Genomic DNA, 13333 nt, shown 5'->3' with positions numbered 1-13333 from the left:
TTCTATTTATATTTGTCCTTCTTCTTAGTAGCCATACGCTAACAGAAGTGAAGGCACTAAACTATAGGGGGACTATATATGGAGAGTAAAACCATTCATCCGAACGACAAAGCCGAAGCAATGGCGAGCGAAAACTATGAAATTTACAAGCGAGAGGTAATCCGTCTAGTCTTTCCTCGCATCTTCCGAGAATCTAACGAAGCTAATACGAAAGCCAAGCTCGCAACAGGGGCAAAGAAGGTTGGTCGGCTCCCAGAGATCAGGGACGTTGTAGCATTCTATTTCTATCTTCTATCATATGTAAATGGACAAGCCTATAAGGAAAACGGAGAACCTAACGAGAAGTACGGGGCATGTTTCGTCAGTTACAAGAGGATAACCGAGGATTTATGTAGACGAAGGATCGGATTAAGTACTTTGCTGACGTGCTGGAAGCGAATGGCTTGATAATTAGATCGGTTCACTACTATGAAGGCACGAAGAGGTACAAACTCTACTTTCCGAGCTGGAGCCCGAGAGTTAGTGATGATGGGTATTTAGTTAGTCTAGATGGAGAAAAGACCATACCAGATCCATCCGTTTATCTCCCCAGGAGGGATTAACGGTTATCCTCGCAGGAGGGATTACGCATTATCCTTCCTGTAGGGTGTGTAAAAAGAGCAACAAGTAATTACACATGCAAGTTCACATGTGTTAATGATTCGGTAGTGATTGTGTATTACAGGTATATATGTAAAGGCATAATGGATGGCATTGATAGAGTAGATGTGTAGAAAAATAAACAAGTAATCTTTTTTAAAAATTAAATGTCCCCTCTTCTCTGATCTCTACGCTTATGTAAGTAGAAGGAAATAATCATAAATCAAACAGAAGAGGATGATTCTTTAATGGACAACAGCAATAACAACCAGCTAGTATTTATCGAAAATGAGAAGGTGGTGACAGATTCCCTCATGGTGGCCGAAGTGTTTGGAAAGCGTCATGATGATGTATTGAGATCAATTAGAAACCTTGATTCTAGTACCGAATTCAATCTCCGCAACTTTGCGGAGATCTCCCACACAGATTTGAAAGGAAGAACATATTCCAAGTACACCCTCACAAAAAACGGACTTATGTTCCTTGTGATGGGCTACCGAGGGGTGTAGTAGAATTGGTTTTGTGTGTGCATTAGTTTGGGCAAGCGTGTTCTTGTCTACAAATTTAGAAATCGAACCTACTCATCTAACAGCAGTTTCATCCGCTACACAACCTGTAGGTGGGTAGATGGTTTCTTATTGAATTGCGCCCAATTTGTTGAAGTGACTCCTTATAATAAGGGGTCTTTTTCGGGTTAGGTTTTATTTCAGAAAGACAAGCGAATTTTGACTCAGATTTAGTCAAATTAGAATCAATAAGAAAGATTGAATGGAGGGAGATGCCTTCTCTTTTTTATATGGAGAATCGTTTTTTGCATATTGACAGGGGGTTCACGAAGATGTTAGGATTAAAAACATAGTTCGCACGACCTTAGTTAATAGATTTCATGAGATTTTCAAAGATAGTGCGAATATAAACGAATAATACGAATGAACTTATAGGTTAAATTCGTACCGAAAGCCTTGTCTTTCAACGGTTTCTATATGCCGAAGTGGCGGAATGGCAGACGCGCGCGACTCAAAATCGCGTTCCGCGAGGAGTGTGGGTTCGAGTCCCACCTTCGGTACCAGTACTTATACATAAGCCACCTTACCTTTGTTATCCGATGCAGGGGTTGGGTGGCTTCTTTATGTTTTCGTGTTTTATTTTAGATAACGATGCTCCCAGCCTTCTTCGAGTAGGATGGATATGATTTTGGCTACTTTTTTCGCATCTGCTATCGGATCTGTAGGAGGAACTGAGGATTCTAGACCATGATATTGGAGGACGTGACCTAATTTTTTCATATACTCTAGTCGATAAAATTTGCTGTAGTTATGTTTTATGGTGATAAAGCGCTTGGGGATCGGAAGTAGAACTTGAAGTCTCTTACATTGGCGAACTAATTGTAGGTGGCCATAATATCCCCAAAAAGCAGGAATGGTTTGGTATTGCGTAGTGAGTTTGCTGATGGATTTCATGGCTTCTTGGTAAGGGATCCCTCTGTCTACTTCTTGTTGCCGAATATGGGTGAATTCGGTGCAAAATGGAGATAAGCGAGGGAATATGGTCGGTTGGATGTGGCAGTGGTATTTTTCGAGAATACGCATACGATCTGTGTGTAGAATAATCGCTTGGATGCGTATGATTTCGGGGATAAAATCGGCGGGTGCTTGTCCGAGAGCGTAGCAGGTGGTTTTCACGTCGAGAACCATAAGGTTTTTCAAACGATTCCCTCCTCTCTAAAATAAATATTAGATAACTTCACATAAAAAATACGCTGAATACAGGGTAAATGCCTGCTATCCAGCGATAAAAAATTGAATTTATTCCTTTATAGGAAGTTTTGGGGGGATTACATTTTGTGACTTGGAATTTGACTCGATCCGTAGCACGTATTCAGTGATGGCCTTTAGGTTAGGCATACGGCCAATTCTGTCATTAGCGCTAGCTGAAGGTGTAGAGAAGGAAGAGTATTTTAAAATGGTACGGATATCAGCGGGACTGTATGTGAAGCCGTTATAGCCTGCTTTAGTGATCCCATTTAGGGAAGCCGCGGCTCCAGCGATGATAGGCGAGGCACTAGATGTACCGCTAAAGGAGTGTGTATAGCTTGTGTTTTGCCCGACGTTTCCGGTGGTTGTGGTGACATTTTGGCCCCAGCCGTAGCAATCAATGCGGCTACCGTAATTTGAGAAAGATAATCGTGCATGAGGAACAGAGGAAGAGGCTGCTCCGACCATGATGGCTCCAGAGTCCCGAAAGTTAGCATGATTGCGATTCAAGATATATTTGCCTGCTTGATTGCGGAAGTTGTCTAGATTATTAGAGCCATTTCCGGCTGCTTCCACGACGGTTATCCCTTTATTCGTTGCGAAACGGATCGCATCATAAACAGCGTCTTCTACTTCTACTGGTAAATAATTCGACATGGTTGGATAGGTGGTTTGGGCTTCTAATAGTAGGACGTCTCCTTTTGCTAAGTTTTGCGCCGCGCTTAGGATGGCATCCGCAGTGCTATAGATAGAGTTGGTGCGCCATTGGGAGACGACTTTGGCTGTGGCATGTGGGACGATTCCAACTGTGCCGACTGTGTTATCGGTGGAGACTAATTCGCCTAAAACGCTGGTTCCATGACTATGAGAGGTTCGGCTTAGTCCTGAAATAATGGAGATATTTTGGGCGATGAGATCCTGATGGGATAGATTCCATCCTTGCTCTAGATCGGCCACAGTAACATTAGTGCCATCTCCCCCGGGATGATTCCAAGCAAATTTAGCATTGATGCCGTTTGGAGCTGGATTGAGATAACCTTGATTGGGGGATAAGGGATCATTGTTAGGATTCACAGCTGGGGGAATGACGGGGATTCCTTCTACATAAGCAGTTTCGACGAACTGGGACTTGGCTAGTTGCTGGGCTAGCTCATCGGGGTTTGAACCTTGGGGAACATCGACTACAAAGTAACGGAGGAGATCTACTTGATCATCTGATTTTTGGCTCTTATTTGTTTGCTGTTGCATGGATTGAAGTTGCTTTGGATCAGCGGAGGTAAATAGTTTTTTTAATTTTAGATCCGAAGGAAAGGATGACTTATGCTCTTGATTAAGGGATTGTTCGGCGTTATCTTGATAAGGGAGTTGGATGGAGGGTTTTACCTTTACAACGATTCTTGATTGAGCGATGGGTGTGGTTTCATTCTCTGTTTCAGCTGGCTTTTCTTCTGTCCAGTTCCAAACGATAAACCAAGAGGTCAAAAAAATGACGAGGAAAACGGCAGCACTGATCACTGCCCATATCTTAGCTTTTCGTGAACGCATCGGATTCCCACCTTTTGTAAAAGGATACCATGCAAAATATATCTTACCATATTGAATTAATATTAAAAATATTCTCTTTAGTAAGAAATAATAGGTTGTCCCTTTTGTGGGATAGGTAAAATAAGTTCGTATTGGGTAGTAAGGTTCCATATCTAGTTTTCAAGTAGAGAGAGAGGCATTACTACCCTTGTTTTTATTGGATCTGTCTTATTTAATAAATAAATACACTTGGACTGATGTAGACGGGGGTACGCTCTTCTGTATATTTTCCGTTATCGGTGTAATTACGTTTGATATAGGAGTGTCTATGCTTTTGAAAAAAGCTAGATAGATCCAAATCGGTAATTACTTCTATTTTCCCTGAGTAATGTGTTCCTCTAGCGATAACGTTGTATAATTTTATTGCCCCGATACACTGTTGATCTGCCCACAATTCTAATTTTCGCTTTGATGCAAACTTTTTTAAGGTCCAGCTTCCAAAAACAGATAGCTCAAACTTCCGCACAGCAAACCACCTCTAAGTAGTTAAACAATATGTAAAAAAACCCAAATACCAGAAAAAATTTCTAATATTTAATAAAATATACCTCGAAGTTGAAATTTAGTCAAGTTTTTGAGGTAAAATTTTATGATATTATACCCTATTATTTTTTAGACCCTCCATTTATTTCGCCTTGCTCATTATTTAATAAATCGATATAATAGTCAAATTGACTACTAGATGAGAAGGGGATGCGAATGATTCAAATTCAGCAATGGTCACAGAAGCGGTTTTATATATTGATTTGGATCGTAGCAGTGGCAGGTGTAACACAAGGTATGTTGATTCCTCTACTGACTATTCTACTCGAGAAGCAAGGTATGAGCGCGACTCAGAATGGTCTAGGAACCTCGATGTTGTATGTGGGTATGCTGATCATGACCCCTTTTTCTGCGAAAGTGGTTCGGAAGGTCGGATACCGTACAGCTATTGCGATTGGCTTATTAAGCGCAGCAATCTGTATGTTTTTATTCCCGTATGTGACGGGATTCTGGGTCTGGATATTGCTTCGAATTTTAGTAGGAGCTGGGGACAGCCTATTGCACTTTACCACTCAATTATGGATTACTTCTACATGCCCTGATGATCAAAAAGGGAAGCGGATATCGCTATATGGATTTAGTTATAGTCTTGGATTTGGTATTGGACCCTTATTTTTGAAATTGTTACCATTTGGGCTTCATGTTCCGTTTATGGCAGTTGGTTTATTACTAGCGATAACAGTACCTTTGATGATGCGTTTGGAAGGTGGACGCACTTCATTCTTAAGTCAACCTGAAGCGAGTAAAGAAAAATTACATCTTTCGGTGGTTTATCGAGTCGGACTGATCGCTCTTTGTCCGCCTATCTTATATGCTTTTTTGGAAACGGCACTTGCTGGGAATTTTCCGATCATCGGACTTCGCTCGAACCTATCAGCAGATTCGATCGCTTATTTGATCGGTACATTTGTCTTGGGAAGTTTGCTTTTCCAAGTTCCTCTAGGGATGTTAAGCCAAAAGTGGGGGCGGAAAAATCTGCTGATGATCGTTTGTCTGATAGGTGGATTAGGGATGTTGATGATCCCGTACTTGATGGACTCGATGTTTGCACTGGTCATCGCATTTGCGCTTGTTGGAGGGTTAGTAGGTTCACTTTTTTCGCTCGGGTTAACCTATTTAACTGACTTATTACCAAAAAGCTATCTACCGCTAGGGAATGCTGTTGCAGGAATGCACTTTAGCTGTGGTTCGATCGCAGGCCCTTATCTGGGATCTCTCTTAATCCATGGTACTGGTGGAAATGGTTTATTCTATTTCCTCGGAAGTAGTTTGCTGGCCTTTGTGATATTGGCAATCGTATATCCAGTTCGAGGAGCAGTTCGACTTGAACCGAGCTCGAATGTAGAAAAGCAAGCTAGTTAGAGGTAAGAGCCTGTCAATTTGGACAGGCTCTTATTTTTTGTACTTGTTTTTGATCCCACTCAAAGGAGAATCCATCATGAGCAATGAGGGTCTGAGGGAAGATGGCCTGCGCTTCGGCAAGTAGTTGTTCGATCTCGTCGGATTGATACCGAGAACTGATGTGATTCAGAATTAATTGTTTCACGCTTGCTAGCTTGGCGATCGTGGCGGCCTGTGTGCTGGTGGAGTGGAAGAAGTTTCGGGCAAGTTCTTCTTGTTCTGCACGGAAGGTAGCTTCATGGATGAGGAGGTCTACACCCTCTGCTAATTCATGGATGGCTGAGGTGAATCGGGTATCACCGATTACAGCCATATGAAGGCCTTGTACTGGATCAGATAAGTAATCAGCACCATTTAGCCAGGTCCCATCTTCTAGCTGAATTTTCTTTCCCTTCTTCAACTGTTGATAAAGGGGACTAGGTGGAATTCCCCTCTGCTGTAGTTTATGTACTTGTAAGGCTCCTGACTGACTCTGTTCTTCGAAGCGGAATCCGAAAGAAGGGACGCCGTGTTCTAATTGCCTTACTGCATAGTGAAAGGAGTCATCAGACCAAGTCATCCCATCATAAATCTCGATGATTTCCAGAGGATAATGAAGGTGCGTTTCACTAATTTGTAAGGAAATATGGATCCATTCCCGTAACCCCTTTGGTGCGTAGATGCGTAGGGGGGATTCACCGCCTTGAAAGGAACGGCTTCCAAGTAGTCCGGGTAACCCGTAGATATGATCGCCGTGTAGGTGGGTGATAAAGATTTGATTAATTTTATTTAACTTGACTGGATATTGAAGGATTTGGTGTTGTGTTGCTTCTCCACAATCGATCAACCAGGTTTGTCCGCCGTGTTGGTACCATTGAATCGCTAATGATGACACATTTCGCTGTTTGGAAGGGATTCCTGCCCCTGTGCCTAAAAACTGGATCCGCATATATTTTTCCCCTCCCTCTCCGTCATGTTCTCTATATTTTACACGTTTTTGTTATACTGAAGGACCCATTCTACGGCTTCTGAAACAGATTGAATTTCGCGATTGGCATAAGCTTTCACTTCTGGATGGGCATGTTTCATAACGAAGCTATGTGGAATGAGTTCGAACATGGATATATCATTGTAGGAGTCGCCTGCACAAGCCACGGCGTCTGACTGGATTTGAAGGTAGTCCAATAAATATGCTAACGCAGTGCCTTTGGATACATGTTTAGGCATAAAGTCTACACAGTGGACATCCGAAATATAGCTGTCTACTTCATCTGGAAAATGATATTCGATGTGGCTTTGAAGATCGTATAATTGATCTTCTGTGCCAAAATAGCATAATTTGCTTGGTTGGAGCTGTTGACCAATTTCAAGGAGCGCTTCTGGGTATTCTTCAAACTCGATTTTAAGTCCTTCTTCAATTTGTGGGATGCTGGGATGATCCCGGTTGGGTATGAGGATGCGGTCTTCGGTTGCAATAAATCCAAATAAATTTTTTTCCTCAGCAGATTCATATATTCGCTTGGCCAGATCGCCTTCAAATACAGTTGAACGAAGGTGTATCCCTTCTGGAGTGCGAACATAGGCGCCATTTTGGCTAATTCGATGGTATTTAGCTTCTAGGTTATTCATTACTTTAATCAGCTCATGATCGCTCCGTCCAGATGCTAAACAGATCTTCACACCTGTTGCCATTAGCTTTTCGAGTGCCAGTTGATCTTCTGGGTTAATTTCTTTTTGGTCATTTAGTAAGGTATTATCTAGGTCTGTTACAAATAATTGGATCATCGTATCGCTCATCTCTTATGGTTTTGTTATCTATATTCTTGCTAAAAGGAAACAAACTATTTATAAATCAAAATTTTTATTGATGAAAAAATGATATAGAGTGATTCTATTGTAATGGGAATGGGTTGTATATACAAACATATGCTCTAAAGAGAACATCCCTGATCGTGCGTGAAGGAAAGGTATTGGAGTAATAAGCAATGATTTTAATAAACACATGCCCTGATAGGTCGGATCCATCAGGGATGTGTCTCTTTGTTATATACTAAATGATTCCAGTTTAAGTATTGTCTGCCCCTAAAACGGTTTCTAATTTCTCGTTTAAGATCCATTCTTTCTTTCTAATCTCACGAATGGTTTCACGGACACTGTTATTGATAACAAGTAAATCCGTTATAGTGGGTTGTGCTGGGGGAGTAAAACCTGGCAAGGTTCCTAAGATGTACTGAAGCTTTTCGCCCTCCGCATTAATAATGTGGCTAAGTCCTAATTCTTCAAGTGCAATCGAAGATAAGAGTAGATTAATTGCGTCATCTCTTGTAATGGTAATGTTAGGGGAAATATTAGGGATATTCGCTTGAGACATGTTCATTCCTCCTGAATAGGTGTTTATTTTCTACTATGTGTATGCCCGTGGGCTGGGTATGGTCCCAGAAAGGAATGAGGGGACTGGCCTAATTAAAAGGCACTTGTCTAGTAGAGTGGAGATACCAAGGAATTTTAGTCTACAGCCAGGACATCTGCCTAGTTGAGTATATAAAACTGATGGTCTACGTATGGTTCTCTATCTTTTTTGTCAAAATGAGAATAGATAATAGGATGAATTGATAACAAAGACTTAATCTTTTTGATGTGATTGTTTAATGCAGTTCCGTTATAGTAGAGAAACAAGGTAAAAGGAGTGAGCTAGATGGGTATATTGTTTACCTTCTTATTTTGCGTGGTTACCCTCATCCTGCTCGTAGTAGGATTTCTATTTTATAAAATGTCGCAAATGCCGAATCCACCTTATCAAGTGCCGCCTAAGAGAATCGATCCAGCTCAGTGGGATCAAGAGCGTGTGACGGTGGGATGGATCGGTCATTCTACGGTGCTGATTCAGTTTTATGGGATTCGGATTATAACGGATCCTGTTTTAACGGAGCGCATAGGGATTCCTCTAGGTTGGGGAGATAATTGGAAAATGGGGCCCAAGCGTCATACAAGTCCCGCTATTGATGTAGAGGGCATAGAACCTGTCGATGTGGTGCTTCTATCACATGCGCACATGGATCATCTGGACCTGTCATCATTACGAAAGGTTGTTACTTCCGAAACCGTGATTATTACGACTTCTGGCATATCTCATTTGCTCCGGAAGCTAGGGGCAAAGGAAGTTCGAGAATTAGATGGAAAGTGGGATAACATGGTTCTGTCTAATGGTCTTGTGATCCAAGCGATCCCTGTGGTGCATTGGGGAAAGCGATATCCATGGAGTCGAAAGCAGGGATATACGGGTTTTCTTCTTAGTTATCGAGATAAGAAGATATTTTATCCGGGAGATACAGCTTATACAGATGTATGTAAGGAGTTACCGAGATGGGGCGAAATCGACCTCGCTTTTATGCCGATAGGGGCTTATGAGCCGGCATCGTTTCAAGTAAATCATTGTACACCGGAACAAGCGTGGAAGATGTTTGTAGACTCTGGTGCGAAGAAGTTAGTTCCGATTCATTGGAATACATTTGTCTTATCGTTTGAGCCGGTAGAGGAGCCCCTCGAACGCTTGATAGATGCTGCGCAGGCTAGTAAGAAGGAGGATTGTGTGGTGATTCGCGAGTTAGGTGAAATGTATGTGTTAGATGAGGTGGAGACTGGGCGTGTTTTGCGTTCTAGTTCAGAGCAAGTTTCATCATGAATGACGAGAGTCAGGTTTACTGAATCTCGTCACTAAAATTTTATACATTTAGATATTAAGGAGCTATTCCAAGCAATACATTTTACTTGGAATAGCTCTCTTTCCGTTAAGGTGCAGTGTTATGAATCAAGATTTTCGCCATTGGATTCGATAACTTGCTTGTACCAGTAGAAACTTTTCTTACGTATTCTTTTTAGGGTACCGTTGCCATTGTTGTCTCGATCAACGTAGATGTAGCCGTATCGTTTCTTCATCTCACCTGTGGAGGCACTGACGATATCGATAGGCCCCCAACTGGTGTAACCGATGATATCTACGCCGTCTTTTATCGCTTCGGCCATTTCTTTGATATGGGCTTGTAGGTAGTTGATTCGGTAGTCGTCGTGTATTTCTCCCTCAGGAGTTAATTCGTCTACTGCTCCTAGACCGTTTTCGACTACGAATAATGGCTTTTGATAACGATCATAGAGTTGATTGGCAGTGATCCGTAGGCCTTTAGAGTCAATGATCCAACCCCATTCGGACTTTTCTACGTAAGGGTTATCAATCGAAGCAAAAATATTGCCCCCCGTTGTGTTTTTAAGGATTTCTGGATCAGTGCTGGTTACTTGGCTAGAGTAGTAGCTAAATCCGATATAATCTACAGTATATTTCTTTAAAATCTCTTCGTCGCCTTCTTCCATCTCAATCGTTAACTGGTGATCTTGGAAGAAGCGTTTCGCATAGCCAGGATACTCTCCTCTTGACTGAACGTCAATGAAGAAGAAGGATTCGCGATCTTTTTCCATCGCCTGGAAGACATCGTCTGGATTGCAAGAGTATGGATAGACCGTTCCAGCAGCGAGCATGCACCCGATTTTTGCCTCGGGAATGGTTTCGTGGCATGCTTTTACAGCTAGCGCACTTGCTACGAGCTGATGATGAGCGGCTTGGTATTGAATCTGTTTTCGATTTTCTCCCTCTTGAAATATCAGACCAGCCCCGAGGAATGGTGCGTGTAGGAGCATATTAATTTCATTGAAGGTCATCCAATATGTAACCTTCTCTTTGTAGCGAGTAAAGAGAGTCCTCGAATAGGTTTCAAAGAGATGGACTAGCTTCCGATCTCTCCAGCCTCCGTATGTCTCTACAAGGTGAATCGGTACATCAAAGTGGGCAAGGGTGACGATCGGTTCGATTCCATGGCGCAGGAGTTCATCGAATAATTGATCATAAAATCGTAAGCCAGCTTCATTTGGTTTCTCATCATTGCCATTTGGAAAAATACGTGCCCAAGAGATGGAAATGCGAAGTGCTTTAAAGCCCATTTCTGCAAATAGAGCAATATCTTCTTTAAATTGGTGATAGAAATCGATTGCATCGTGAGATGGGTAAAATTCTCCTGGCTCAGGTGTAAAAGATTTTAATCTGCCATCCATAATAGGCCAACGTTTTTCACCAGTAGGGAGAAGGTCAACGATGGTTAGACCTTTTCCGTCTGCTAGATATGCGCCATCGGCTTGATTGGCAGCGATGGCTCCTCCCCATAGAAATCCTTTTGGAAAATGATTCATGTTGTTTGTCCCCTCTCCCATTTCATCAAATGATCCCCTACACGAACCCGTTGTTCACTCACTGTGGTGATAATGAATTGATCTTGATTCGTAATCACGATTGGGGTTGTCAAAGCAAACCCTGCTTTTCTAATCTCTTCTATGTCAAAGTCAATTAATAGTTGTCCCCTCTCGACACGGGAACCTTGCTCAACATGAGGTGTGAAAAAGGAACCGTTTAACTGTACTGTGTCCATTCCAATATGGATTAAAATTTCTGCCCCATCGTCTGTAGTAATTCCGATTGCATGATGTGTCGGGAAGAGGACGGAGACAGTGCCAGAAACAGGAGCAAATAGTTTGCCTTCTGAAGGTTCAATGGCAACTCCTTTACCGAGAGCACCCGATGCGAAGGCAGCATCTTTTATATTTGGTAGAAGTTTTACTTCGCCGGTGAGAGGACTCAATAGCTCTAATCCAGAAGTTTTTTCATCTTTCCCTTCCTTCTTAACGTCTTCTTTCTTCGGAGCTTCCTTAAAACCGAGCAGAGAAGTAAGGATAAATCCAAGGATAAAGGCAACGGTCATCGCGATGATAGCGCCCCAAAACCCTGCTGTAATTCCATCTTTCGGACTAACGTAGACGGGGAGTTCAAAGATCCCAAGGCCCCCCACCATGTAGTTTACGGAACCAAATACACCCGAAATCGCTCCACCTATACCAGCCGCAATACAACTGATGATAAATGGCTTTTTCAAAGGAAGTGTAATCCCATAAATGGCAGGCTCAGTTACCCCGAAAACACCTGAAATAAAGGCTGGAATCCCGAGGGTCTTGATTTTTTTATCGGATGTTTTAAGCCAGACCGCGAGCACAACACCAATTTGTGCAAAGGCTGCACTAAAGGCTAGTGGCTGGATTGGGTCCATATGATTAACGGCAATGTTGTTCATGCCAATCGGAATGATGCCCCAATGGAGACCGAAGATGACAAAGACCTGCCAAAAACCACCAAGGAGTAAGCCAGCTACGAGAGGGCTTAAGTGATAAACCCAGAGTGTAGCTTGTCCTAATAGCTGACCTCCCCACGTAGTAATTGGTCCTATTATCAGGAAGGTAAGCGGTACCACGATTAGTAAAGTTAAAAAGGGAACTAAGAATGCTTTTACTACATCGGGAATCACTCGGTTTAGCCCTTTTTCTACCTTTGCTCCAAAAGAAGCGGCAAAGATAATCGGGATCACGGACGATGCATAACTCATTAAGATTACAGGAATGCCCAAGAAGGTAATATGAATCGGCGATTCAAACATCGTTCCAGCAAATAAGGTATAAAGCGGTTTCCCTCCTGATATACCAGATAGGGCTGGATAAACCAATGCCGCTCCAATCGCCATCCCTATAAAAGGATTGCCACCAAATTTTTTACTTACTGTATATCCTAGGAAGATCGGGAAGAAATAAAAGAGTGAGTCCCCAACAGCGTTTAATATCTGGTACGTTCCTGACTCGCGTGTGAACCATTCCAGCGTTACAAATAATTCATTAAAGCCCTTGATCATCCCCGTAGCTGCTAAAACTCCGAGAATAGGTGTGAAAATGCTAGAGAAGATATCAATAATGCGATTAAATAAGCCCTGTTTTTTTTCGTCTTCTTTCGCATTCACAGGAGTTTGCGTGTCTAGTCCTCCTACGTCTACTACAGCTTTGTATACATCAGGCACATGATTCCCGATGACAACTTGATACTGACCACCGCTTTGCATAACCGTGATCACACCATCCATGTTTTTCAGTGCTTCCGTATTAGCCTTACTCTCATCCTTCAACTGAAAGCGTAAACGAGTTACACAATGAGCCAAACTGTTAACGTTTTCTTTGCCACCAACATTTTGTAAAATATCTTGTGCTAGTTGATCATATTTCATGGTGAGTCTCCTTATTTAACATTTAGCTGTACTAATATTTAGTTTAACTATATATGTAGATGAAATCGGTTTCAATAAACAAATATTAGTTATTATCATAAATGAACAATCTTTATTCATTGGTTATATTATTAATTAGCATGTAAATATTTATTAATAGTTAACTTCGTCTTTCATCTTGATTGCTATATACTTGATTTCTATCCCTCTTCTGAAAGAGTACACCCACTTCAAACGTTAGTTAAGTGGGTGGTGAATTTCGGTTCGGCGTTAGCCGAAAGGCATTTAGTT

12 protein-coding genes and 1 tRNA gene are annotated in these 13333 nt (G+C 41.9%); 5 read left to right on the top strand and 8 right to left on the bottom strand.

Features of this window, described 5'->3' with window-relative positions; translation table 11 throughout:
• Positions 1 to 78 precede the first annotated feature (78 nt).
• From BLU58_RS15750 to BLU58_RS15740, 3 genes are all read left to right on the top strand, one after another.
• Positions 79 to 447, top strand: coding sequence for a hypothetical protein (locus BLU58_RS15750; protein WP_255404756.1), 369 nt, complete (start codon positions 79 to 81; stop codon positions 445 to 447).
• Between the two features lie 440 nt (positions 448 to 887).
• Positions 888 to 1148: a Rha family transcriptional regulator gene (locus tag BLU58_RS15745; protein WP_093293793.1), complete on the top strand. Its 261-nt coding sequence runs from the start codon at positions 888 to 890 to the stop codon at positions 1146 to 1148.
• Positions 1149 to 1624: 476 nt separating this feature from the next.
• Positions 1625 to 1708, top strand: a tRNA-Leu gene (locus tag BLU58_RS15740).
• A gap of 73 nt (positions 1709 to 1781) precedes the next feature.
• Here the strand turns inward: BLU58_RS15740 and BLU58_RS15735 are convergent.
• The 3 genes from BLU58_RS15735 to BLU58_RS15725 form a co-directional block, all read right to left on the bottom strand.
• Complete coding sequence (locus BLU58_RS15735; protein ID WP_093293791.1) at positions 1782 to 2345, bottom strand: 3'-5' exonuclease; 564 nt, start codon at positions 2343 to 2345, stop codon at positions 1782 to 1784.
• A gap of 99 nt (positions 2346 to 2444) precedes the next feature.
• The gene (locus tag BLU58_RS15730; RefSeq protein ID WP_176786726.1) at positions 2445 to 3938 is read right to left on the bottom strand and encodes a S8 family peptidase; all 1494 of its coding nucleotides are present in this window, start codon (positions 3936 to 3938) and stop codon (positions 2445 to 2447) included.
• Positions 3939 to 4149: 211 nt separating this feature from the next.
• The gene (locus tag BLU58_RS15725) at positions 4150 to 4443 is read right to left on the bottom strand and encodes a hypothetical protein (RefSeq protein WP_093293787.1); all 294 of its coding nucleotides are present in this window, start codon (positions 4441 to 4443) and stop codon (positions 4150 to 4152) included.
• 233 nt (positions 4444 to 4676) lie between these two features.
• Here BLU58_RS15725 and BLU58_RS15720 point away from each other — a divergent pair, with 233 nt between their 5' ends.
• Positions 4677 to 5882 carry an MFS transporter gene (locus BLU58_RS15720; protein WP_176786725.1) on the top strand — a complete coding sequence of 402 codons (1206 nt, stop codon included), beginning with the start codon at positions 4677 to 4679 and terminating at the stop codon, positions 5880 to 5882.
• 13 nt (positions 5883 to 5895) lie between these two features.
• Here BLU58_RS15720 and rnz read toward each other — a convergent pair whose 3' ends face one another.
• From rnz to BLU58_RS15705, 3 genes are all read right to left on the bottom strand, one after another.
• Positions 5896 to 6849, bottom strand: a complete 954-nt coding sequence (gene rnz / locus BLU58_RS15715) for a ribonuclease Z (protein ID WP_093293782.1) — start codon at positions 6847 to 6849, stop codon at positions 5896 to 5898.
• 38 nt (positions 6850 to 6887) lie between these two features.
• Complete coding sequence (locus tag BLU58_RS15710; RefSeq protein ID WP_176786724.1) at positions 6888 to 7685, bottom strand: HAD family hydrolase; 798 nt, start codon at positions 7683 to 7685, stop codon at positions 6888 to 6890.
• Between the two features lie 280 nt (positions 7686 to 7965).
• Complete coding sequence (locus BLU58_RS15705) at positions 7966 to 8271, bottom strand: alpha-helical endospore appendage domain-containing protein (RefSeq protein WP_093293777.1); 306 nt, start codon at positions 8269 to 8271, stop codon at positions 7966 to 7968.
• Between the two features lie 324 nt (positions 8272 to 8595).
• Here BLU58_RS15705 and BLU58_RS15700 point away from each other — a divergent pair, with 324 nt between their 5' ends.
• Positions 8596 to 9582 (top strand): MBL fold metallo-hydrolase, encoded by a 987-nt coding sequence (locus BLU58_RS15700; protein ID WP_093293775.1) that lies wholly within the window; start codon positions 8596 to 8598, stop codon positions 9580 to 9582.
• A 119-nt stretch (positions 9583 to 9701) separates the two neighbouring features.
• Here the strand turns inward: BLU58_RS15700 and BLU58_RS15695 are convergent, their stop codons facing one another.
• On the bottom strand, positions 9702 to 11135 hold the full coding sequence (locus tag BLU58_RS15695) for a 6-phospho-beta-glucosidase (RefSeq protein WP_093293773.1): 1434 nt from the start codon (positions 11133 to 11135) through the stop codon (positions 9702 to 9704).
• A complete protein-coding gene (locus BLU58_RS15690; protein WP_093293770.1) occupies positions 11132 to 13042 on the bottom strand; it encodes a beta-glucoside-specific PTS transporter subunit IIABC in 1911 nt (636 codons plus the stop codon). Before BLU58_RS15690 ends, BLU58_RS15695 begins: the two co-directional genes overlap by 4 nt.
• Positions 13043 to 13333 lie beyond the last annotated feature (291 nt).

This window comes from Thermoactinomyces sp. DSM 45892 (assembly GCF_900107305.1).
In the GTDB taxonomy this organism is placed as follows: domain Bacteria; phylum Bacillota; class Bacilli; order Thermoactinomycetales; family Thermoactinomycetaceae; genus Baia.
This window is presented reverse-complemented; position numbering and strand designations above follow the sequence as displayed.